Below are 22,998 nucleotides of genomic sequence, written 5' to 3' on the forward strand. Positions count from 1 at the left end.
TTGAATTTTGCCATGATCGGCGCCGCGGGATACATCGCGCCGCGCCACATGACGGCGATCAAGGATACCGGCAACCGCCTGGTTGCGGCGCTCGATCCGAACGATTCGGTGGGGATCATCGACAGCTTCTTCCCCGATGCGCACTTCTTCGTCGAGTTCGAACGCTTCGACCGCCACATCGACAAGCAGCGCCGCCGCGGCGCCGGCATCGATTACGTGGCGATCTGCTCGCCCAACTATCTGCACGACGCGCACATGCGTTTCGCCCTGCGCGCCGGGGCCGACGCGATCTGCGAAAAGCCGCTGGTGCTCAACCCGTGGAACATCGACGGCATCGCCGAGATCGAGGCGGAAAGCGGCCACCGCGTCTTCAACATCCTGCAACTGCGCCTGCACCCGGCGATCCGGGAGTTGCGCCGCCGCGTCGCCGAGGCGCCCGCGGGCAAGGTGTTCGATGTGGACCTCACCTATCTCACCTCGCGCGGCAACTGGTATTACACCAGCTGGAAGGGCGACATCGCGAAGTCGGGCGGCGTCGCCACCAACATCGGCGTGCACTTCTTCGACATGCTGGCCTGGGTGTTCGGCAAGCGCCTGGACAGCCGCGTCCACGTGTTGCAGACCGATGCGGCGAGCGGCTTCCTCACCTATGAGCGGGCGCGGGTGCGCTGGTTCCTGTCGATCAACCAGGACCACCTGCCGGAAGCCGCCAAGGCGGCGGGCAAGCGCACCTACCGCTCGATCCTGATCGAAGGCGAGGAGCTGGAGTTTTCCGAAGGGTTCACCAACCTGCACACCGAATCCTACCGCGACATCCTGGCGGGGGGCGGCTTCGGCATTCAGGAATCGCGGGCCTCGATCGAGGCGGTGCACGACATCCGCACCGCCGCGCCGCTCGGACTGGCGGGGGATTACCACCCGCTCGCCGCCGTCGCGGCGAAGGGCTGACCGGACCGTGCGCGAGGGGGATTCCGCATGCATGTGATGACCGTCCTGGGCGCCCGTCCGCAGTTCATCAAGGCCGCGCCTCTCTGCTTCGCCCTGCGCGACGCCGGGGTGCGCGAAAGCCTGGTGCACACCGGCCAGCACTACGACGACCGGATGTCGGAGATCTTCTTCCGCGAGCTCGGCATTCCCGAGCCGTCGGTCAACCTCGGCATCGGCTCCGGCGCCCACGGGCGGCAGACCGGCGCGATGCTGGTGGCGATCGAGGACCTGCTGCTGGAGCGCAAACCCGACCTGATGCTGGTCTACGGCGACACCAACTCCACCCTCGCCGGGGGCCTGGCGGCGGCGAAGCTGGGCGTGCCCATCGCCCATGTCGAGGCGGGGCTGCGGTCGTTCAACCGCACCATGCCGGAGGAGATCAACCGCGTCCTCACCGACCACTGCGCCGACCTTTTGTTCTGTCCGACGCAAACGGCGGTGGCCAACCTGGCGTCGGAAAACCTGCGCAACGGCGTGCATCTGGTGGGCGACACCATGTACGACGCGCTGTTGCGCTTCGCCCCGGCGGCGCGGGAGTCGTCGCGGGTTCTCGACGATCTCGGCCTCTCCGGGCAGCGCTTCCTGCTGGCCACCCTGCACCGCCCCTACAACGTCGATGAGCCGAAGGTCCTTTCCGAGATCTTCGTGGCGTTCGCGCGGCTTGCCCTGCCGGTGGTGTTTCCGGCGCATCCGCGCACTCTGGCCCGCATCCGCGCCTTCGGCCTGGAGGTGCCGGGCAACGTGCGCACGGTGGAGCCTCTGGGGTATCTCGACATGCTGGCGCTGCTGCATGCCGCGGGCCTGGTGATGACCGATTCCGGCGGCGTGCAGAAGGAGGCCTGCTTCGCCGGGACGCCGTGCGTCACCCTGCGGCCGGAAACCGAGTGGGTGGAAACCGTGGAATCCGGGTGGAACCGCCTGGCCTGGGGCCGCGCCGAGGATATCGTCGCCGCGGTGGAGGCGCAGTCCCGCCCGCCCGCCCGGCCCCTGCGGGCCTATGGCGACGGCCATGCCGCGGAAAAGATCGCCGCGGTCCTGGCGGCCCGTGGCGGAGACGGGGCATGAACCCAGGCCGCATCGCATGGATCACCCGCAGCATCGGGCCGCTGGCGATGTCGCAGGCCTTCGCCATGGCCTGCGGCCTCGCCACCACCACGGTGTGGGCGCGGTTTCTGCCGGTCGAGACCTACGGCGAGTTCCGCACCGTCCTTTCGGTGATCAGCTTCGTTTCCACCTTCTGCCTGCTCGGCACGGCGCAGGCCGCGACCATGGCGGCGGCGCAGAACCGCGACGGCAGCCTGATTCCGTTGTTGCGCGGCAAGATGCTGGCGAGCGGCGTGGGCAGCCTGGCGCTGGCCGGAGCGGCGGTCTATTACGGCAACACCGGCGGCGGGTCCTCCGGCATTGCCGCCGCGCTGGTGGTGGCGGCGGTGGTCTTTCCCTTCTACAACGTCGCCGACATCTGGCAGGCCTGGGTCAACGGCAAGGCGCGCTTCGTCGAACAGGCCTTGGGGCGCGGCGCGATTGCGATGCTCAACCTTGCCGCGGTGGCGGGCGGAGCCCTCCTCGGCCTTGGGCATCTGTGGCCGATTCTCGCCGCCTACATGGCAGCACAGGCGGCGGTGAACGCGGTGATTCTGACCCGTGCTGCGATGCGGCGGAAAAACCGCGATATCGACCCCGCGATCCTGCGTTATGGAAACCACGCTACGGCGGCGCTGGTGTTCAACAGCCTGCTGTCACTGGATATGGTGATTCTCAACCACTACGCCTCGGCGGCGGAGGTGGCGGCCTTCGCCATCGCCATGCAGTTTCCCGAGCAGTTGAAGACAGTGTTCTCGGTGATTATTCAGGCGGCTGCGCCGACAATCTATCGCTCCGTCAGCGTCGTTGAGTCCTGGCGAACCCTGCGGCATTCCTTCTGGTTGCTGTACGCCGGCATGGTGGTCCTGGGGGTCGCAGGGGTCTTTCTGCTGCCGACCGTCGTGCGTTGGCTGTTCTCGGAACGCTACGCGCATGCGGCGGAATACGGGAAATGGTTGTGGCTGTGCATGGCGTTGACCGGGCCGATCGGCCTTCTCGGACATATGCTTCTGGCCACCAAACAGAAATTCTTCCTGTATGCGCCGAACATCGGGTTTCCCTTGCTTCAGGCGGGGCTCTACCTCTATCTCGCCCGCGACGGCATCGCCGGGATGACCACGGCGCGAATCATCGCGACGACGGCGCTCGGCCTGTTGCACGTGGCCAATCTTTGCGCGCGGTACCGCTTTGAAACCCGAAGGGAGAGGGCATGATTTTGCGTGGAAGCTCGAAGTCATATCAAGGGGTTGCGGCTCTTGCGCCGATTCGGCCCGGCAGCCGCGCCCGGAGACTGGGAGGGGGATCATGACCCGGCCGATCCGCATTGCCCTGCTCTTCTGGGCCGACCGCAGCAACACCACGTTGAGCTATCAGCACGGCTGGCCCAAGGCGTTTCTGGAAAGCCCGCGCTTTTCCTGCGTGCCGATCAATCTGGCCGGGCGGGGCTGGGCGGGCAAGGCGGAGGTGGTGTCCACCCTGATGAAGGGCGGGTTCGAGGCCATCGTCGTCATGCACTCCTGCTTCTCCAACCAGCAGAATCTCCGGCGGTTGCTGCTTTGGGTGGTGTCGCGCTGCCCGCAGCCCAAGGCCTATTTCATCGGCAACGAATACAAGCTGATGCCGGAGAAGATCGCCTTCTGCCGCCGCCTGGGGATTTCCCTGCTGCTGTCGCAGAGCAACGACGAGCGCGTGCTCGAGATGTACCGCAAGGCGCTGGGCTGCACCGTCGCCTGCATCCCCAATACCGGCCTCGATACGGATACCTTCTATCCGGTGACGCCGCTGGCCGGGCGCGACATCGACATCGGCTTCCGCGCCTACGAGGCGCCGCTCTACATGGGCAACAACGAGAAACCGGAAATCGCGGACTTCTTCAATGCGCGCGCGGCGGAGTACGGCCTGCGGGTGGACATCTCCCTGGAGCACAAGGACCGTTTCGACGCCAAGGGCTACGCCGCGTTCCTCAACCGCTGCCGCGGCCAGCTCGGCACCGAATCCGGCAGCGAGTTCTTCGAACTGACCGATGAAACGCGCTACCGCGTCAACGCTTTCCAGAAGGCGCGCCCGGAGGCGACGTGGCCGGAGATCAAGGCGAAATTCTTCGACGTCTACGAGGGTCCGATGGTGCCGATGCGCATCATCAGCGGCCGCCAGGTCGAGGCGGCGGCGTGCAAGACCGTGCAGATTCTCTTCACCGGCCGCTACAATGATTATTTCCAGCCGGACGAGCACTACATTCCGCTGGAAAAGGATTTTTCCAACGCCGACGAGGTGGTGCGCAAGTTGCGCGACGACGCCTATTGCGCACGCCTGACGGATGCCGCCTACGACGTGGCGATGGGGCAACTGACCTATGCGCACCTGCTCGGACGCCTGGCCGATCTCCTGGCGGATGTGGTGTGAGGCGGCGGCAAACGTTGTAACGACCGGACGCGCCGGATTATAAAACCGGACAGCCCGCAAGGGCTCCGGGAAGACAGGAAGGAAAAGAACGACCATGTGCGGTATCGCGGGTTTCGCCACGCTCTCCGGCCGGTCGCCGGAACGGCCCGCCGCCGTGCTGGCGGCGCAGGAGCGTCTGATCGCGCATCGCGGCCCCGACGGGCGCGGCGCCTGGATCGCGCCGGGGAATGCCGCGGGTTTCGTGCACCGGCGTCTCGCCATCATCGACCTGACCGAGGCGGCGGCGCAGCCGATGAGCGCGCCCAACGGCGCCACCATCGTCTTCAACGGCGAGGTCTACAACCACGTGGAGCTGCGTGCGCAGTTCGCCGAAAGCGGCTGGGCGTTCCGCTCCCGCTCCGACACCGAGTGCATCCTCGCCGCCTACGAGGCGCACGGCGAGGACTGCATGCGCGATTTGCGCGGCATGTTCGCCTTCGCCATCTGGGACGAGCGCAAGCGGCGCCTGTTCTGCGCGCGCGATCGCTTCGGCATCAAGCCGTTCTATTACGCCGTGGTGGACGGGGTTCTCTATTTCGCCTCCGAGGCCAAGGCGCTGCTGCCCTTCCTGCCCGACATCGGCACCGACGCCGACGCCCTGGCGCAGTATCTGGTCTTCCAGTACACCATCGGCGAGCAGACCCTGTTCAAGGGCATCCGCCAGCTCCTGCCCGGCCATGCGCTCAAGGTCGAGAACGGCAAGCTCACCGTCTGGCGCTATTGGGACGTCAGCTACGACATCGATTTCGACCACAGCCCGCGCTATTTCGAGAACCGCCTGGTGGAACTGGTCGAGGAGTCCCTCGCCCTGCACCTGCGCAGCGACGTGCCGGTGGGGTCCTACGTTTCGGGCGGCATCGATTCCAGCCTGCTGGCGATTCTCGCCGGGCGCACCGGGGCCGCGGCGAACCTCGGCTTCCACGGCAAGTTCACCGAATTCCCCGGCTACGACGAAAGCGCATACGCCGCATGCGCCACGGAGCGCGCGGGCGCGGAACTGCAGGTCATCGACATCACCGCGGAGGACTTCCGCCGCCATATCCGCGACGTCATCCGCCACCTCGACTTCCCGGTCGCCGGGCCGGGGTCGTTCCCGCAGTTCATGGTTTCCAAGCTCGCCGCCGAGCGGGTCAAGGTGGTCCTCGGCGGCCAGGGCGGCGACGAGATATTCGGCGGCTACGCGCGCTATCTGCTCGCCTATTTCGAGCAGTGCATCAGCGCCGCGATCAACGGCACCTACCGGAACGGCAACTTCGTCGTCACCATCGAGTCGATCATTCCGAATCTCGGCCTGTTGCGGGAATACCAGCCGCTGATCAAGCAGTTCTGGAGCGAGGGGCTGTTCGATTCCCTGGACGAGCGGTATCTGCGCCTGGTCGATCGTTCCGCCGACATGCAGGACGAGGTGGAGTGGTCCGCGCTCGACCGCGCCAAAGTGGTCGAGGACTTCAAGACGATCTTCAAGAACCCCGCCAACGTGCGCAAGGGCGCCTATTTCGACAGCATGACCCACTTCGACTTCAAGTGCCTGCTGCCCGCCCTGTTGCAGGTGGAAGACCGGATGAGCATGGCGCACGGGCTGGAAAGCCGGGTGCCCTTCCTCGATCATCCGCTGGTGGAGTTCGCCGCGACCGTGCCCGCCGACGTCAAGTTCGCGGGCGGCCACATGAAGCGCCTGCTCAAGGTCGCCTTCGAGGATACCCTTCCCGGCGAGATCGCGCACCGGCGCGACAAGATGGGCTTCCCGGTGCCGCTCAAGGAGTGGTTCGGCGGCGAATTGAAGGGCGACGTCGAGGACATCTTCCGCAACATGAAGGAAAAGTCCCGCCCCTACATCAACGCCGATGCGGTGCTGGCCAACTTCGGCCAGGCGGGGCGCTTCTCGCGCAAGGCCTGGGGCTTGCTGAGCCTCGAATTGTGGCATCAGATCTTTCACGACCGCGCGGCGGATTACCGCGCGATGCTTGCCGATCCCGTCGTCGATACAGAGGTGGTTTTCAAATGAAGGCGTTCATTACCGGTGGCTTCGGCCAGGTGGGGTCCCATATCGCCGAGTTTCTGCTCGCGCGCGGCGACGAAGTCATGGCGATCGACAATTTCGCCACCGGCCGCCGCGAGCACCTGATCGCCCAGGACCGCCTGCACGCGGTCGAGGGCAGCATCGCCGACAAGGAGCTGGTGGACCGGCTGGTCGGCGACTTCAAGCCCGACGTCCTGATCCATACCGCCGCGTCCTACAAGGACCCGGACGACTGGTACTCCGACGCCCTGACCAACGTCGTCGGCGGCGCCAACGTGGTGCAGGCGGCGAAGGCCAACAAGGTGGGGCGCTTCGTCTACTTCCAGACCGCCCTGTGCTATGGCCTGAAGCCGCAGCAGCAGCCGATCCGCCTCGACCATCCGAAGCTGCCGGGCAACAGCAGCTACGCCATCACCAAGACCGCGGCGGAGGACTACCTGGAGCTTTCCGGCCTCGACTTCGTGACCTTCCGCCTCGCCAACGTCATCGGCCCGCGCAACGTCTCCGGCCCGTTGCCGATCTTCTTCCAGCGCCTGTCCGAGGGGAAGCGCTGCTTCGTCACCACGGCGCGCCGCGATTTCGTCTTCGTCAAGGACCTGGCGCGGGCGGCGGTGCGCGCCGCCGACGGCACCGGGCACGGCACCTATCACTTTTCCTCCGGCACCGACGTGCCGATCATCGACCTCTACGATGCGGTGGTCGAGGCGATGATTCTCAACGACTATCCGGAGCCGGAGGTCCGCCCCCTCGGCCCCGACGACACCGCATCGATTCTGCTCGACCCGTCGCGCACCTTCGCCGACTTCGGCGATATCCGCTTCACGCCGTTGAAGGAAACCGTGCGCGCCGCGGTGGAATACTACCGTGCCTACGGGGTTTCCGGCGGCTATACCCACCTCAAGCACGAACCCGGCAAGAAGTAAGGGAGAGCGGCGTTGCGCATTCTGATCACCGGCGGGGCGGGGTGCCTCGGCTCCAACCTAGTGGAGCGGCTCGCCCCCGCCGGGCACGAGATCCTGGTCGTGGACAACTTCGCCACCGGCAAGCGCGCGTCGCTGCCGCCGGCGGCGGGCCTGGCCGTGGCCGAGGGCAGCATCGCCGATGCGGCCCTGGTGGACCGCTGCTTCGACGGCTTCCGTCCGACCCACGTCATCCACAGCGCCGCCGCCTACAAGGACCCGGCGGACTGGCGCGAGGACATCGCCACCAACGTCGCCGGGACGGTCAACGTCGCCGCCGCGGCGGCCCGCCACGCGGTGAAGCGGTTCGTCAATTTCCAGACCGCCCTGTGCTACGGGCGGCCGCGGACGGTGCCGATTCCGGTGGACCATCCGGCCGCGCCGTTCACCAGCTACGGCATCTCCAAGACCGCGGGCGAGCAGTACCTGCTGATGAGCGGCCTGCCGGTGGTTTCCCTGCGGCTGGCCAACGTCACCGGGCCGCGCCTCGCCATCGGGCCGATCCCCACCTTCTACAAGCGGCTGAAGGCGGGGCAGAAGTGCTTCTGCTCCGACACCGTGCGCGACTTCCTCGATATGGAGGACTTCTTCTCCCTGATCGATCTGGCGCTGGCGGAAGGCGCGCCGACCGGGGTGTTCAACGTCTCCACCGGAGAGGGCCACACCATCAAGGACATCTTCGACGTGGTGGTGGCGCACCTCGGCGTCAGCCTGGACGAGCCGGTGCCGGTTCTGCCGCCGGGCGGCGACGACGTGCCCGCCGTGGTGCTGGACCCCGTGCGCACCACGGAAGCCTTCGGCTGGACGCCGCGTTTCGGCTTCGCCGAGACCATCGGCCGCATGCTCGCCTGGTACGACCTCCATGGGGTCACCGACGTCTACAGCCACCTCTCCGCCCCGACTGCCGAAGGAAACCGGACATGACCCAGGCCAACTTCGCCGATGCGCGTCTTCTCGTCGTCGGGGGCGCCGGTTTCGTCGGCAGCAACCTCGTCCGGCAGCTTCTGGAGCAGGACCCTCGCGAGATCGTCATCGTCGATAACCTGCTGTCGTCCGACATCTCCAACGTCCCCGACGATCCGCGGGTGCGCTTCGTCCTCGGTTCGATCACCGACGACCGTATCCTGCGCGCCCTGCCGGAGGACCTGGACTTCGCCTGGCACCTCGCCTGCTACCACGGCAACCAGAGCTCGATCGCCGATCCCTTCGCCGACCACGAGAACAACACCCTGACCAGCCTCAAGCTGTTCGACCGGCTGAAGGACATCCGCAGCCTGAAGAAGGTGGTCTATGCCGCGGCGGGCTGCGCGGTGGCGGAAAAGACCTTCGGCACCGCCACGGCGACGACCGAGGACGCGCCGGTGTCGCTCTACCACGACAGCCCGTATTCGATCTCCAAGCTGATCGGCGAACTCTACGGCAACTACTTCTGGGGCCGTTACGGCATGCCGCTGGTCAAGGCGCGCTTCCAGAACGTCTTCGGCCCGCGGGAGATTCTCGGCGCGGGGCGGTGGCGCGGCACCGTGCACACGGTGTGGCGCAACGTCACCCCGACCTTCATCTGGAAGGCGCTGAACCGCGAGGCCCTGCCGCTCGACAACGGCGGCAACGCCAGCCGCGACTTCATCTTCGTCGAGGACATGGCGCGCGGCCTCATCGCCTGCGCCCGGAACGGCAAGCCGGGCGAGGTCTACAACCTCGCCTCCGGCGTGGAGACCACCATCGGCGACCTCGCGGCGACGATCAACCAGGCGACCGGCAACCCGACGCCGGTGGACCTGCGCCCGGCGCGCGACTGGGACCATTCGGGCAAGCGCTTCGGCTCCACCGAGAAATCGCGGCGGGAGCTCGGCTTTGCGGCCGAGGTTTCGGTGCGCGAGGGTATCGAGAAAACGGTGGCCTGGACCCGCGCCAACCGCGCCACGATCGAACGCTGCATGGCGCAGCACGCCTACAACATGGCGCGCGTATAACCACGCTGCCGGGCGATCATGCCCGGCGTAAAGGGCACGGTGATCGGCGCGAACTCCGTGGTGACGCGCGATGCCGGTCCTTACGAGATATGGGCGGGGGTTCCCGCAGCGAAGACCCGCGGCAGTGCATAAGCAGAACAAAAAATCATCGCGATGTTCCGTGCATATATAAAAGCGACATGTAACTACGTTTTGTAATAATGGTACCTCCGCTTCACCATAGGATGGGGCTTGCATGAGCAATATGATAAATATGCAGTCTATCGTAGACGCAGTGCTCTCTGAATGGCCGGAACATGAGATCTATATCTCTAAGAGTCTGTCCGGATATACAGAGGAAGAAAGGGCTCATGTAGAGCGCCTGTCGGAACGGATATGCGCCCTGGCGGGGGATCGGTTGCCGGATTTTGCGGCCAGCTACAAGTGGCTTTGCGGGGTCTTCAACGAAGAGCAGATCGCTTTCATCCGTACCGGAAAATACCGCCGCACCAGCTTCGCCGAGGCCAACGCCGAGGTCTACGCCAACAAGGACTTCATGCAGAAGTACATGGAGGGGCTTCTGGTCTCCCAACTGTTGTGGAGCAACCATGCCCGGGCCTTCCTGTTTCATGACGCCTTCATCGACAGCTTGAAGGAGGGGACGCGTTACCTCGAGGTGGGACCGGGCCATGGTCTGTACCTGGCGACGGCGGCACTCAACCCGCGGTGCGCCGTGGTCGAGGCGTGGGACGTAAGCGCGGAAAGCCTGGAACAGACCGCGGCATCGACGCGGCGGATGGGAATTTCCCGGCCGGTGCGCCTGGCGCAGCGGGACGTGGCGGAGGTCGGCCGCCGCGCCGAGGATGGCGAGCCGTTCGACGTCGTCGTCATCAGCGAGGTGCTGGAGCACCTTGAAGACCCGCTGCGGGTGTTGAAGAACCTGCGGACCTTCCTGGTGCCGGGCGGGCGGATTTTCGTCCACTTCCCGATCAACAGTCCGGCCCCGGATCACATTTATCTGCTCACTTCCCTCGACGAGGTGCGGGCGATGGTGGAGGAGGCCGGTTTCCGCGTCGAAACGGCGGAAGAGTATCCGACGACGGGTTATACCCTGAAGCGCGCGATGGCGACCAAGGCGACCGTTTCCTGCCTGGTAATCGGTGTGAATCCTTAGGCTGCCGCTTCGGCCCGATCGATCATCGCCAGAAGGGCGGGAAGCGGGTCGGCCGCGCCGACGTCCTGTAGGGCGCTGGTCTGGTCGGTGCGCAGACGCGGCAGGCGCGGGCAGACGACGCGCAACGCCGCGTCGGCCAATCCGAGGGCCGTTGCCTCCCCTGCCTGCTTGGCCAGGGCGTACTCCCGGAAGCGGGGGTCGGGCCGGTCGATGAACACGGTCGAAGGGGCGCACAGCACGGCGGTATCGGCGAGAAGCGGCCGCAGCGCGGCGGCGCATCGCACCAGTCCGGTCGCGTAGTAGTCCAGAAGCCGCGCGAAGATGTCCGCATCCAGCGATTTCCCCTCGTTGTGGGGAATGCGCGGCGTTGCGAAATAGTAGACGCGGTCGAAGGGGCCGAACGGCGCGTCGAGCGGCGCAGGATTGCGAACGTCGAAGTGTGCCGACTTGGCTTGGCCGCCCGCGGCGGCGATGTCCGCGGCGACGCGCCAGGCGTCGTCCTCGCCTGCGGCGTAGGTCAGCACCACCCGGCCGCCGCCCGCGGCGATGATCTTGGCGGTGGTCTCGCCCAGCCCGCGGGAGCCGCCGATCACCAGGGCGGTCCGGCCATGGAAGGAGCGGCGGCCGATCAGGGAACGGATCGTCGCCATGTCCGCCTGCGCCACCGGTGGAGGACGGAGAAAGGCATCGATTATACCCTCGGCATGGGGGCAGGAGATGGCCATTTGCAGCAGACGGAATTCGGGGTTCCACGTGGTGACGCGGTAATCCAGGGCGGCGCAGGGCGCGGCGGCGGGATGGAAGGTCATCTTCAAGCCGCCGAAGATCGAGTGCAATCCGGGGCATTCCATGCCGACCAGCCGGGTGGCGGTCAGAAGCATTGCCACTTGCTCGCGGTCGAAGGTCTTGAACAGATTGGGAAACAGGGATTGGAAAAGGTCCGGATCGTAGCCGATGGGCAGTGCGCCGTGGGCATCGTCTATCTCCGCGGCGCCGCGCGTCCGGCAGACGAGGCCGCCCGGCAAGGGAGAGGGCCGATGCTCCGGCGACGGCGTGGCGGAGAAGCTTGCGCGGCCCCGCACGGCCTTTCGCCCATCGCGCTGCAACGCAAACTTCACTTCGGGAAACGTGCCGTCGAGGGTCAACTCCAGCGGCTCGCCGATCGCCACCGGCAGATCGAAGGAGACGCGCAGGGAGGCCAGAGCGCGGGCCTCGGCACGGGCCTCGGCAACCGCTTCGAGAACGCGGAGCAGGGAATGGATGCCGTGTACCACCGGCATGCCGAACATCAGACGGCGGGCGGCGATTTCGTCCACGTGCTGGGGATTGACGTCCCCCGACAACCGGGCGAAAGCGTCCTGCATTTCCCGGGTGATCTTGAGGGGGGCATTTGTCATACTGCTGGACCTTGGCGGGGCGACGGCGAGGCCGCCCGGTTTCATCGGTACGGCATCATTGCATACTCGCCCGGGAAGAAAAAGGTCGCGCGGGGCGTGGGATACGTTCCCCGCGCGCCGCGCGCAGGGGGCGGCGCCATGGCGTTCGCCCGGTCATCGGAAACCGCTAGAGGATAGAATGCTCGACCCCCAACTCACGCAGAAACTGACGCCGATTTTTCAGGATGTCTTCGATCGCGACGATCTGGTCCTGACGCCGGAGCTGTCTTCGTCCGATGTCGAGGAATGGGACAGCCTGAGCAACATCCGCCTGTTCGTCGCCATAGAGCAAGAGTTCGGCGTGCGGTTCACCACGGACGAGATCACCGCCCTCAACAACGTCGGCGAACTGGCAGACTTGATGACACGCAAGGGCATCTGATGTCGCAATCCGGTCCGGCTCTTAAGGATCTTCCTTGGCTCTGCCCGACGCCACCGGACTTCCGCGAGGCGTGCCGGAAGCTCTCCGGCCTGCCGGACGGGGCCTTCGCCGTCGAGGCGCGCCGCCTGGCCGCGCATGCGATGTCGGAAAGCCATCTGAACCAGATCTGCAAGGCGCTGGACCGGCGTAGCGCGGCCGGGCAAAGCCTGGACCCGTTGCAGCCGTTGACCTTGGCGGTGGCGGGCAACGGCACCACCGATCTTTTGGCCAAGGCCCTGCGGGGCACCGCGGTCCGCTACGGCTTCGACCTGCGGGTGGTGCAGGGGGCGTTCGGCCAGATCTCGCACGAGGCGTTGGATCCGGATTCTGAGATCAATCGGGCGGCGCCGGACTATGTGCTTCTGGCGCTGGACCATCGGGCGCTGCCGCTTGCCGCAGGCCCCCGCTCTCCCGAGGAGGAGGCCGCCGACGTCGAAAAGGCGCTGGGGTGGGTGTCGTCCCTGTGCCGAGGCTTCCAAAGCCATACGCACGCGACCCTGCTGCTTCCCACCATTCCGGCTCCGGCGGCGCCGTTGTTCGGCAGCCTGGACGCCCGCGTCAACGGCGCCTGGCGGCACCTGCTGGCTGCGGTCAACCGCGGCATCGCCGAGATGGCCGCCGGCAGCGGCAGCCTGCTTCTCGATGTGGCGGGCCTGGCGGAGACGGTCGGCTTGGAAACCTGGCATGACGAGGCGCTGTGGAACATCGCCAAGCTGTCCTTCGGGCAAAGCCTGGTGCCGCTTTATGCCGATGTGGTCCTGCGGCTTCTGGCGGCCTCGCGCGGACAGACCCGCAAGTGCCTGGTCCTCGACCTCGACAACACCCTGTGGGGAGGCGTCATCGGCGACGACGGGCTCGACGGCATCGAACTGGGAAACGGCACGGCGCGGGGCGAGGCATTCCTGGCGATTCAGAAGACGGCGCTGGCCCTGCGCGATCGGGGAATCGTGCTGGCCGTTTGTTCGAAGAACCAGGACGAGATCGCGCGCCAGCCGTTTCGCCGCCACAGCGACATGCTGATCAAGGAAGACGACATCGCCGTCTTCGTCGCCAACTGGCGCGACAAGGCCGGAAATCTGCGGGACATCGCCAAGCGCCTGGACATCGGCGTCGATGCCTTGGCGCTGCTGGACGACAACCCGGCCGAGCGCGCCCTGGTGCGCCGCGAGCTGCCCCAGGTGGGCGTGCCGGAACTGCCCGAGGACCCGGCGGATTATCCGCGCGTGCTGGCCTGGTCGGGGCTGTTCGAGGCGGCCGCCTATTCGGACGAGGATGCGGTTCGCGCCAGATATTACGCGGACAATGCGCGCCGTTCCGAGGCCGGGGCGGCGGTGACCGACATGGACGGCTATCTGGCGTCGTTGGGCATGGAGATGACCGTGTCCGCATTCGACGCGATGGGTCGGACCCGGATCACCCAACTGATCAACAAAACCAATCAGTTCAACCTGACCACCCGGCGCTATACCGAACGCGACGTTCTGGCCATGGAACAGGACCCGCAGGTTCTGGCCTTGCAGATCCGGCTGAAGGATACCTTCGGCGATAACGGCATGATCAGCGTGGTGATCGGCCGCCCCGACGGCGATGCCCTGGACCTGGACACTTGGCTGATGAGCTGCCGGGTGCTGAACCGCGGCGTCGAGTGCGCGACCCTGAACGTCGTTGCCGGACTGGCCCGGCAACGGGGCTTCCGTTGGCTGCGCGGCGTCTATCGCCCGACCGAAAAGAACGCACTGGTGCGCGACCACTACCGGCGCCTGGGGTTCTCGCAGGATGGCGCGGAGGACGGCGGCGCAACAATCTGGCGTCTGCGGCTGGATTCCTTTTCTCCGCACCCCCATCACATTGCGGTCGGCCTTGCCGTCCCGGCGCCGCATCCGGTCTGACTCCATGCCGTTCAACTCCCTCGCCTTCCTGTCGCAGTTCCTGCCGCTCTTTCTGGCGGCATTCTGGCTTGCCGGGAGGTTCGGCACGGGCCGGACGGTGGCGACGGCTGTGGTTCTGGCCGCCAGCCTCGTGTTCTTCCAGGCTGCGGGCGGCTGGTATTCGCTGGGGATCGGTCTTGCCTCGCTGAGTCTGACCTATCTGATCGGTTCGCGGCTGTGCCGCAGCGACGGCGCGGGGATGCGCAGGGTGCTTTTCTTCGCCGGTCTGCTGTCCGGTTTGTTGCCTCTGATCTTTTTCAAGTACAAGTTCGCCTTTTCCCAGAGCCTGCCGGGGTTCTGGGCGGACATCGGCATGCCGCTCGCCCTTTCGTTCCTGGTCTTCCAGCAGGTGACGTTTCTGTTCGAGATGAACCGCGACGGAGCGGTGTGCCCGCGTCCTCTCGACTATTTCGCCGCAGTCCTCTTTTTCCCGAAGCTGGTCTGCGGGCCGTTGACCAGTGTTTGCGACGTGGCGCGGCAGATCGGCACGTCGGGCGGGCAGCGGGATGCCCGGCGCGACCTCTGGATCGGCGCGACCTATCTGAGTCTGGGCCTGTTCAAGAAGGCGGTGCTGTCGGACCCCCTGCGCCCCGCCGTCGATGCCGTCTATTCCAGCCTTGCCGCAGGAGCCACGCTGCCGATGGCGGAGGCCTGGACAGGTCTGCTGCTGTTCTTCCTGATGCTCTATTTCGACTTTTCCGGCTACACCGACATCGCTATCGGCTTGGCCCGCGCCTGCGGCATCGTTCTGCCCGGAAATTTCAAGTCGCCGCTCAAGGCCTGCAGCCTGGCCGATTTCTGGAGCCGTTGGCACGCCACCCTGACGAAGTTCCTGATGGGGGTGATCTATAATCCCCTGGCCTTGTGGCGGACGCGGGCGTCGATGCGGACGCGCCCGGGGAGGCTGCGCATGTTTTTCGAAACCGCCGCTTTTCCGGCGGTGGTCACCATGCTGGTTTCCGGCATCTGGCACGGCGGCGGCTGGAGCTTCATCATCTTCGGCCTGCTGCACGGCCTGGGCCTGACGGTCAATCAGGCCTGGCGGCAGTTCAAGGCGCCGCGCCTTCCGGCCGTCGCCGGGTGGGCGGCGACTTTCGTCTTCGTGATGGTCAGCCTGATCTTCTTCCGTGCCGCCGACGTCCCCACCGCGGCGCGGATGCTGGCCTCTCTGGCGGGAGTGGGCGCCGAGGGCGCCCCACGGGCGGCATCTTTGCCGGACTGGCGAATCCTCTGGGTGGCCGCAGCTGCGGCGGCGATTGCCCTGGGCCTGCCCAACAGCCACCAGATTATGGGCGAGGAGAAGGCCGCTCCGGGCATCCTGGGCGGTTTGCGCTGGGCGCCGACCCTGCCGTGGGCCGCCGGAGCCCTGGCCTGCGCCGTCTGCGCCGTTGCGCTGCTGTGGCGGTTCGGCAGCCCGCCGTTCGTCTATTCCGCCTTCTGACGCGGGGCCTCAGCCCAGGCGGATGATGTATGGATCGGCGACGAAGAAGGAATCCCAGGCATCCGCCGCCTCGGCGGGGGAAAACACCGTCCGCGCGACGTCTGGCGCGGAGGCGTCGCGGCGGACCACGTCCATCCAGATCCGCCCGCGCCGGTTCAGGTGATAGGCGTGGTAATAGGTTGCGGTTTCTCCAGGGACGACGTGCGAATGTGCAAGCCCCAGGGCGAAGCGTTTGGCGTCGCGGAACAGGCGTCGGCGGATGCGGTGGCAGAGGCCGCGCCGGAAAGCGCGCGGCACCTCCTCCCGCCAGTCGCCGAAGGTGAGGCCGTCGGCGGAGAAACCGCGGATCACGGTGAAGGAGCCGTCGCGTGCCTTCAGGCTGACGTCGAGGATGAAGCCGTTGCCGTGCACGGAGACCTGCGGATAGTGGATCATTCGGCCCGCACCGAAATCGCCGCCCGTGACGAGGCCTGCGCCGTCGAGGCGCCAGGTCCTGCCGTCGGTGCTGCGCGCGTGGTGCAGGCGGTTTCCCGGCTCGTTCGCGCCGCGGCTGACGAACCACATGCGGAAGCCGTCAGAGTCAACCAGGACCGAGGGTTCGATCAGGCCGAAGAGGCCCCGCGCCTTGGCCTCCAACTCTTCCCCCAGCGTCGATACGGAGAGTAGCGGTTCGTCGTCGAACTGCCAGGAGAGGCCGTCGTCGGACCATCCGGCGGCGATGCAGGTTTCCTGCAGCTGGGAAATTCCTTGATAGAACATCGCATAGCCGCCGCCGGGCCGGGCGACCACGGTAGGGTTGCAGGTGCGCAGGGCTTTCCAGGGGTGTGCCGGGGAGGTGGGAACCAGCAGACCGTCGCCGACGCGGGTGAAGTCGAGGCCGTCTTCGGACACGGCGAGGCCGATCTGTTCCGTCACCAGATCGCCGGCCATTCCGGCGTAATACAAAGCATAGGTCATTGAGGTCACGCCCAGTAGCGGAGGTCGGGTTGTGCATGGCCATTGGCCAGCTCGGCCATCAGCGCATCGAACTGGGCCTTCGCTCTGCCCTGATAGATGTAGCACAGCTTGCCGCCATGCCTGTTGTACAGTTTGTACCTTTTGCCGATCAGGCCGGTGAAGCGGATGACATCGTCCTTGAACCAGTCGTGGACGTCCAACTGCACGGGGAAGGTGACGATGCTGCCGTCTTCCATGCGGGTCTGCAAGGGAACCGGCTTGTCCATGAAGCAACCGACCGGATAATCGTTGCCCATGACGTGCTGCGGCATCACCGAGCACAGGTTCGCCACATGGGGCCGGATGCAGACGTAGACGATGTCCGCATCGAGTTCGAGCAGGCGGAACCAGGGAGAATGGCGGTCCATGGCAAAGGGGCGGCTTTCCATGTGTTCGGCGAGCAACCAGGCCGCATGCCGTCCCCAAACGGTGGCGTTGCACCAGGGGTGGCGGCTGCGGAGCACCCCGTCACTCAAACGGAACGCCTCGCTGATCGCGCCGCGGCGGCAGGGCATGGTTTCGGCGTCGAACACCAGCCCCCGATACGAGAACTCGCGCGGGTTGCGGATGGAATCCGTCGACATCATCAGGGTGCCCTGAGGACCGACCAATTCCTTCAACATGGCGACGGCGGCTTTGGAAAAGTCGGACGGCCGGACTTGCGGATGGGCCAGCAGGAGGTCGCTGATTCCGGAATGAATCAATACCGCCGAACCTGTGCCGATACCCGATGCGGTCAGATGGGCGCGCAGTTCGTCAACCAGCGATGCCCCTTCGTCCGTCATCGCCGAGGTCCCGGCCGAGCGGTTTTGTTCTGCTGCAGGGTGGCGACGATCCGCGAGAAACCGCCGACGGTCTGGAAGTCGCGTTCGGCGAAATGCCCTTCGTTGAAGCGGATGCCGAAACGCTCCTCGGCGGAACAGACCAGTTGCACCAGGGTTATGGAATCGAGCATCCCGGCTTCGATGAAGTCGATGTCCGGGGCGATGCGAGCCTCGGCGGTCCGGCTCTTTTCACGGATCCATGCGGCGGTCCAGTCTTCGATTTCCACAACGTCTGTCATCGTCTTCTCCGTTACCAATAACGTGCGTCCTCAAGATAGTTGTCGAGCTTCATCTCCGCCAAGCAGGCAGCGTACTGCTCGGCGAGATCGCAAGCCCAGAGATCCAGACCGCCGACCCGGGCCTTGCGGTAGAGGCCGTATTTGTCGTCGAGGTAGTCCATAAACAGCCCGAAGTCGCTATGGAGCGCCAAATCGTAGCGTGGTTCGAAGGGGACCGCATGCAAGTGGAAGGCAACGTCCCTAGGGGCGTTCGCCGCCTCGGCGATACGAAAGGAAAAGGGGCGGTGGAAGAAACTGGGACGGAGGTAATCCTGCGGCTTCTGGTGCGCGGGCAACAGAAGGCCCGGGTTGAAACACCGGGTTCCGCGCGAGACCACCAGAGTGGCCGACGGCGGCGTCAGCAGACGCTCCCACGGGGAGTGCCGCCCCATGGGGAAGGGGGCCGATTCCAGATGGTTCGCCGTCAGTTCCCGTGCGCCGCGGCCGACTGCGGCAACCGCCAGAATCGGCGACGCGCTGCGGCAGGCCCCGGGACGCGCCGACAGGACGCCGGCCAGGCCTTCGATGCGGGCGGCTTGCGGTGAAAAAGGGGTGTGGTGGAAGGCATCCCGCTTCGGTTCCTTCAGCGGATGGTAGGGAATGGCGAGCAGTCCGTCCCCCCCGACCAAAGCCAGGGTCCGCTCCATCAGCTTTCCCCGTGCCCGTCCCTCGGAGTCTCCCCGCAGAGGCGGCGACGGCATGGTTTGCAGCAGCGCGCTTTCGTCCAGGCAGAGCATGACGCGGCTGCCGGGGGTCACGCCGAGCGTGCCGAGCGCATCGACGAAGGCCTCGGCCAGACAGGCGTTCACGCGGCGCGGCTTGCGCGCCGCGATTTCCCGTTGCACACGCCCGAGAATTCGTTGCAGTAGGGGTCTACCCATGTGCCGCGCTCGCCTTTTTCCGGCAACTGATTGATCCGGCAGGAATAGCAAATCGCCGGAAGGGCTGCAAATAAATCCATCCGAGGGGCGGTTCCTGGGGGAGGATCGGGCTCAGAGCGGATAGGGCGCGGGGGTGTCGTCGATGCGTCCGTAAAGGGCCTCGCCGATGGCGAGGTCGAGGGCGTCGTCGATGTCGAGCGCCCGCCCCCGCGGGATCACCACGGCGCGCACCCGCCCGTCGAAGATGCGGTTCGCCGAAAGGATGAAATCCGCCCGCGCCGCATAGGCGACGGTGGTGATGTCGAAGATCGGCGGCGCATCCTGGCGGCGGTGATAGACGCCCTCTACCGCCAACCGCACCGAACCATCCTTTTCCTTCCGCACCATGTTGAAGTAGGGGTTGCGCTCCGCCTCGCGCACCGTGATCACCATGTCGGCGTCACCGTCCGCCAGGGTGTCGAGGCAGCAGGCGACGTCCACCGGGCGGCGCAGCGGCGAGGTGGCGGGCAGGCTGAGAAACACGTCCACCGGGTCGCCCGTTTCACGCAGGGCGCGGATGGCGTGCTGCCAGGCCAGCCACTCCGGCGCAGTGTCGGAGGCGAGCTCCGCCGGGCGGAGGAACGGCACCTCGGCTCCCGCGGCGCGCGCCGCCTCGGCGATCGCCGGGTCGTCGGTGGAGACCACCACCCGCGCGATGCCGGGAACCGCCTTGGCGACATCGACGGCGTGCGCCAGGAGCGGCTTGCCCGCCAGAGGGCAGAGGTTCTTCCCCGGCAGTCCCTTGGAGCCGCCGCGCGCGAAGATGAAGGCGACGACGCGCGGGGTCATCGCGGCATCTCCAGTTTGGCGGTGGCGAAGCCGCCCCAGCGTCCGGCGGCGCCGACGCCGATGGCGGTCAAAGCCTCGGGCGGCAGGGTCTGGCCATCCAGGCAATAGGTCCACAGGCGACCCGGCTCCTGGAAGTCCAGATTGTCGTGCAGCGCCCGACCGTCGCGGGTGCGCAGGGCGAGGAAGGGCTGGGGGCCGAAAATCTCTCCTGCTTCGACGCGGACCACCGCACGGCTGCCTTCGATGCGCAGCGACAGGCGCGGCGCCGGTCGGTCCGAGACTCCTAAAAGATCGCGGGCGGCGGCTTCGGCGCCGGAAAAGCGTACTTCGACGCCGGGGAATTCCGGCCGCACCTCGGCCAGCATCGCCCGCACCGTCGCGACGTCGCGGCGGATGTCGCGATAATCGTGGTCGGCGAAGGCGAGGATCGCCTTACCCGTCTCCGCCGCTTCGCGGAAGGCTTCGCGCAAGTGATCGGACGTCATTGCCCGAAAACGGGTGCCGACGTTGAGGCAGCGGAATATCCAGCGGCGGCAGCCGCCGGGCACCTGATAGTCGTCGTGGCTGGGCCGGTACCCCCGCCAGGAGCGCGGCGCGCGCCGCCAGTCGCCGAAGCGGCCGCCGGAGAGATCGGGCTGGTCGGTTTCGTTCTCGTGCGCCTGGTTGGCGTAGTCGAAGGGCAGCCACTGCTCCAGGAAAAGGTGGGAATCCGGCCGCTCGGCGTGGAATCCGGGGCGGTTGACCACCGGGAACCAGTCGTCCTCGAGGATGCGCCGAGCGATGATCTCCAGCAGCACGTCCTGCGAGTTGGCGAAGCTGGTGGCGGCGTGTAGCGGGTTGCGGGTCAGCGACAGTGGGTGGAAGTGCCAGTCGATCTCGTCCCGTTCCGCGCCGTGGCGGCGCAACGCATTGCGATAGAAGCGGAAGACGTTGCCGTAGCCGACGTCCTTGTGGCGCGGGTTCTCGGCATAGCGCATGTGGTCCATGCAATGCCAGGAATAGACCCAGCCGTTGCCGTCGCCGCCGCGCATCCGGTTGCGGAATTCCGGGGAGAGAAGCTCCGCCAACATGGCGTCGATGGCGTTCCACGAGGAATTGTAGGCGAGAAGCTCGGGCGCGAGCATCCGCGCCACCGCCTCTTCCCGCCCGTTCAACGGGATTTCCCGGCGTTGCAGCCGGGCGAGGGTGTCCGCGTCGGGCGGCAGGTCGATGCCGAAGCTGCCGCGCAGGCGCTCGAAGCTGGCCTCCAGGGTCTCGGTGAGGGGGCCTTCGGTGTCGATGCAGTGGACGACGTGCAGCAGTGCCATCAGAACGGCCTTATGGTGACGAGGGAACCGGTGACCCAGGAGAGCACGTGCAACAGGCCTTGGTGCGCCCGGATCGCGATCGGATCGTACAACCGTCCGGCCCCCTTGCCAAATCTCAAGCGGGCCTCGCGGAAGTGGAAGTCGAGGTCGAATGCGAGCACCCGGCCACGCATCTTGTCCACGAGGTAATAGGAATCGCCCAGACGGCAGATGTCGTTGGTCAGGATCACCGGAGCGATGGAGACGCGGTCGCAGATCATGCTGCGGAGATCGAGAACGAAGAGAACGCCCGGCTCGCTCCAGTCGCTTGCGAAAACCCGGCCGTCGATGTGGCGGGCGCACCAGACCTTCCGTATCGGCAAATGGGCGAGCACGGCACCGGTTTCCGCGCGCACGGTGCCGTCCGAGGAGAGCTCCGACAATCGGCCGTCATGCGGAAAGACCATGACGACGGCGGTTTCCCTCGGGTGATGGTGGCCCTTTTCCCCCGGTTTCCACGCGTACCACCCGTCGCTGTAGCAGGAACCGATGCCGACGCGCCCATCCGGCAGGGCGTCGATCTGGGTCGGAAGTCCGAGGCGTTGGGACGACCGGACGGCGCCGCCGACTTCATGGTGAACGTTTTTCCGGCGGCTGTCGGCGATCAGCGTCCCTTCTTCCAGGGGGAGCCAATCCCAGACGAATCCTTGGGGGAACGCCTGCTGGGCGAGTATCTCCGTCTCGTCCGGCCGATCCCGATCCAGAATGTCGTGGAGCATGAAGGCGATCCGGGCCAGACGCATCCGAAGGGGGCGCCGGCCATCGGGCCGCAAATGCCGGGCATAGAGCCGCGCACAGGTTTCCGCCAGAGCCGCCCAGTCGATGGAGTCCGGCAAGGGCTTTCCCCGTAAGGCCATAAGGCCCAGGGCGAGCGTGTCCAGAGAGGCCTCGTCGGGCGGTTGCTTCAGCGCCGAATCTCCGGCGCGGCCGAGGTCGATCGAGGGCCAGTCGGTGGACAGGTCTTGCACATCGCCGGGCAGCAAATTGTAGAAGACGAAGGGATCGACGGACAGGTCCAGGATGTCCTTGGGGCAAAGAGGGAGCGGCATCAGGGCTTGTCCGGATAGATGATGCGTTCCGCCGTGGTCAGGTGCCGGAGCATCTGCGGCAGGCCGAACCGTTCGTCGATCTTTTCCCCGCTCAGCCAGCCACGGACCATGCCTTCGAAGCCGCACTTCAGCTCGCCGCCCCAGACCGGTTCGATTTCCTCCCGGTCGATTCGGCCCTTGGGGCAAAAACTCAAGCCCTCGAAGGGCTCCAGGTGGTAGGAGCCCTTCTCGGTACGGAAGGCGGCGCTCCACCGGCCGGCGCTGATCCAGTTGGAGGCATAGGAAAAGAGAATCCCCGCCTCGCTGCGGCCGCTTCCCGCGAACACGGTGCCGGAAGGGTGCCAGGCGATCCTTCCCGCTCCCGAAACTTCCGCATGCAGGGTAACGGGGTGGCCGATGATGTCGAACACCGTGGAAAGCACATGGATGCTGTTGGCGATTCCCCAACGGGCCAGCACGGGGGAGGCATAGCGGGTCAGGTCGATGCGGTGCAGCCACTCGGTGAAGGAAAAATCGGCCGAGAGCACGGGGTCGTCGGACAGGCGCTGCCGGAGTGTGAGTACGGAGGGGTAGAATAGCCGGTTCAGGGCGACCATGGCGTTTTGTTGCGGGTGGCAGTCGATGTGGGCCGCCAGTTCCGCCGCCGTCAAGGCCGCGGGCTTTTCGACCAGAACGGGCGCACGGGTGAGTTCGGCAAGGCTCGTCAAATACCGAGAAAGCGTATCGACCGGCGCGGCGACGATGATCCTATCGTAGCGGCCGATGATCTCCGGCAGGCGTGCGAAGTCTCCGCCGAAAGCCCGATGAAAGCCGAATTCACGACGTAATGCCTCGGCCGGATCGGCCCGACGGGACAGGATGTCCACGTCGCCGATGCCGAGATGACGCACGGTCTTGGCATATTCGCGACCGATTTCGCCCGCCCCGATGATCAACAGCATGGTGATGTCCTT

The 22,998-nt window shown here is 66.2% G+C and carries 21 protein-coding genes; 12 read left to right on the forward strand and 9 right to left on the reverse strand.

From position 1 onward, the window contains the following. Positions 1–12: 12 nt before the first annotated feature. From O7R11_RS05865 to O7R11_RS05905, 9 genes are all read left to right on the forward strand, one after another. The gene (locus O7R11_RS05865; protein WP_337996565.1) at positions 13–948 is read left to right on the forward strand and encodes a Gfo/Idh/MocA family protein; all 936 of its coding nucleotides are present in this window, start codon (positions 13–15) and stop codon (positions 946–948) included. Between the two features lie 27 nt (positions 949–975). Beyond that, positions 976–2,052 (forward strand): non-hydrolyzing UDP-N-acetylglucosamine 2-epimerase, encoded by a 1,077-nt coding sequence (gene wecB / locus O7R11_RS05870; RefSeq protein WP_337996566.1) that lies wholly within the window; start codon positions 976–978, stop codon positions 2,050–2,052. Next, a complete protein-coding gene (locus O7R11_RS05875) occupies positions 2,049–3,284 on the forward strand; it encodes a lipopolysaccharide biosynthesis protein (RefSeq protein WP_337996567.1) in 1,236 nt (411 codons plus the stop codon). Before wecB ends, O7R11_RS05875 begins: the two co-directional genes overlap by 4 nt. A 91-nt stretch (positions 3,285–3,375) precedes the next feature. Continuing rightward, positions 3,376–4,473: a glycosyltransferase gene (locus O7R11_RS05880; protein WP_337996568.1), complete on the forward strand. Its 1,098-nt coding sequence runs from the start codon at positions 3,376–3,378 to the stop codon at positions 4,471–4,473. A gap of 94 nt (positions 4,474–4,567) precedes the next feature. Next, complete coding sequence (gene asnB / locus O7R11_RS05885) at positions 4,568–6,517, forward strand: asparagine synthase (glutamine-hydrolyzing) (protein ID WP_337996569.1); 1,950 nt, start codon at positions 4,568–4,570, stop codon at positions 6,515–6,517. Then, positions 6,514–7,455 carry an NAD-dependent epimerase/dehydratase family protein gene (locus O7R11_RS05890; RefSeq protein ID WP_337996570.1) on the forward strand — a complete coding sequence of 314 codons (942 nt, stop codon included), beginning with the start codon at positions 6,514–6,516 and terminating at the stop codon, positions 7,453–7,455. The genes asnB and O7R11_RS05890 overlap by 4 nt, the downstream gene beginning before the upstream one ends. 12 nt (positions 7,456–7,467) lie before the next feature. Next, positions 7,468–8,415: an NAD-dependent epimerase/dehydratase family protein gene (locus O7R11_RS05895; RefSeq protein ID WP_337996571.1), complete on the forward strand. Its 948-nt coding sequence runs from the start codon at positions 7,468–7,470 to the stop codon at positions 8,413–8,415. Next, a complete protein-coding gene (locus tag O7R11_RS05900; RefSeq protein WP_337996572.1) occupies positions 8,412–9,464 on the forward strand; it encodes an NAD-dependent epimerase/dehydratase family protein in 1,053 nt (350 codons plus the stop codon). The genes O7R11_RS05895 and O7R11_RS05900 overlap by 4 nt, the downstream gene beginning before the upstream one ends. Before the next feature lie 235 nt (positions 9,465–9,699). Continuing rightward, a complete protein-coding gene (locus O7R11_RS05905; protein WP_337996573.1) occupies positions 9,700–10,617 on the forward strand; it encodes a class I SAM-dependent methyltransferase in 918 nt (305 codons plus the stop codon). Here O7R11_RS05905 and O7R11_RS05910 read toward each other — a convergent pair. Next, positions 10,614–12,014, reverse strand: coding sequence for an SDR family NAD(P)-dependent oxidoreductase (locus O7R11_RS05910; RefSeq protein WP_337996574.1), 1,401 nt, complete (start codon positions 12,012–12,014; stop codon positions 10,614–10,616). The two genes, O7R11_RS05905 and O7R11_RS05910, sit on opposite strands and share 4 nt — an antisense overlap. 178 nt (positions 12,015–12,192) lie before the next feature. Here O7R11_RS05910 and O7R11_RS05915 point away from each other — a divergent pair, with 178 nt between their 5' ends. The 3 genes from O7R11_RS05915 to O7R11_RS05925 are packed head-to-tail and all read left to right on the forward strand — an operon-like array spanning position 12,193 to position 15,843. Continuing rightward, positions 12,193–12,435: an acyl carrier protein gene (locus O7R11_RS05915; RefSeq protein WP_337996575.1), complete on the forward strand. Its 243-nt coding sequence runs from the start codon at positions 12,193–12,195 to the stop codon at positions 12,433–12,435. After that, positions 12,435–14,363: an HAD-IIIC family phosphatase gene (locus O7R11_RS05920; protein WP_337996576.1), complete on the forward strand. Its 1,929-nt coding sequence runs from the start codon at positions 12,435–12,437 to the stop codon at positions 14,361–14,363. The genes O7R11_RS05915 and O7R11_RS05920 overlap by 1 nt, the downstream gene beginning before the upstream one ends. Before the next feature lie 4 nt (positions 14,364–14,367). Then, on the forward strand, positions 14,368–15,843 hold the full coding sequence (locus O7R11_RS05925; protein ID WP_337996577.1) for an MBOAT family O-acyltransferase: 1,476 nt from the start codon (positions 14,368–14,370) through the stop codon (positions 15,841–15,843). Positions 15,844–15,852: 9 nt separating this feature from the next. On the opposite strand, the gene O7R11_RS05930 is transcribed toward O7R11_RS05925, so the two are convergent. The 8 genes from O7R11_RS05930 to O7R11_RS05965 all read right to left on the reverse strand — a co-directional run bounded on the left by O7R11_RS05930 (position 15,853) and on the right by O7R11_RS05965 (position 22,986). Beyond that, positions 15,853–16,800, reverse strand: a complete 948-nt coding sequence (locus O7R11_RS05930) for a glycoside hydrolase family protein (protein ID WP_337996578.1) — start codon at positions 16,798–16,800, stop codon at positions 15,853–15,855. A gap of 5 nt (positions 16,801–16,805) precedes the next feature. Further along, entirely contained in the window at positions 16,806–17,624 is an 819-nt protein-coding gene (locus tag O7R11_RS05935) for an AAC(3) family N-acetyltransferase (RefSeq protein WP_337996579.1), read from the reverse strand. Further along, positions 17,621–17,920 carry an acyl carrier protein gene (locus O7R11_RS05940; protein WP_337996580.1) on the reverse strand — a complete coding sequence of 100 codons (300 nt, stop codon included), beginning with the start codon at positions 17,918–17,920 and terminating at the stop codon, positions 17,621–17,623. The genes O7R11_RS05935 and O7R11_RS05940 overlap by 4 nt, the downstream gene beginning before the upstream one ends. Further along, complete coding sequence (locus O7R11_RS05945) at positions 17,914–18,786, reverse strand: AAC(3) family N-acetyltransferase (protein WP_337996581.1); 873 nt, start codon at positions 18,784–18,786, stop codon at positions 17,914–17,916. Before O7R11_RS05945 ends, O7R11_RS05940 begins: the two co-directional genes overlap by 7 nt. Positions 18,787–18,933: 147 nt before the next feature. Then, positions 18,934–19,650, reverse strand: coding sequence for an acylneuraminate cytidylyltransferase family protein (locus tag O7R11_RS05950; RefSeq protein ID WP_337996582.1), 717 nt, complete (start codon positions 19,648–19,650; stop codon positions 18,934–18,936). Next, positions 19,647–20,957, reverse strand: coding sequence for a hypothetical protein (locus tag O7R11_RS05955; RefSeq protein ID WP_337996583.1), 1,311 nt, complete (start codon positions 20,955–20,957; stop codon positions 19,647–19,649). Before O7R11_RS05955 ends, O7R11_RS05950 begins: the two co-directional genes overlap by 4 nt. Beyond that, entirely contained in the window at positions 20,957–22,045 is a 1,089-nt protein-coding gene (locus tag O7R11_RS05960; protein WP_337996584.1) for a hypothetical protein, read from the reverse strand. Before O7R11_RS05960 ends, O7R11_RS05955 begins: the two co-directional genes overlap by 1 nt. Then, positions 22,045–22,986, reverse strand: a complete 942-nt coding sequence (locus O7R11_RS05965) for a Gfo/Idh/MocA family oxidoreductase (RefSeq protein ID WP_337996585.1) — start codon at positions 22,984–22,986, stop codon at positions 22,045–22,047. Before O7R11_RS05965 ends, O7R11_RS05960 begins: the two co-directional genes overlap by 1 nt. Positions 22,987–22,998: the final 12 nt, after the last annotated feature.

Source organism: Oleispirillum naphthae (assembly GCA_027864655.1).
GTDB classification, from domain to species: domain Bacteria; phylum Pseudomonadota; class Alphaproteobacteria; order Rhodospirillales; family Rhodospirillaceae; genus Oleispirillum; species Oleispirillum naphthae.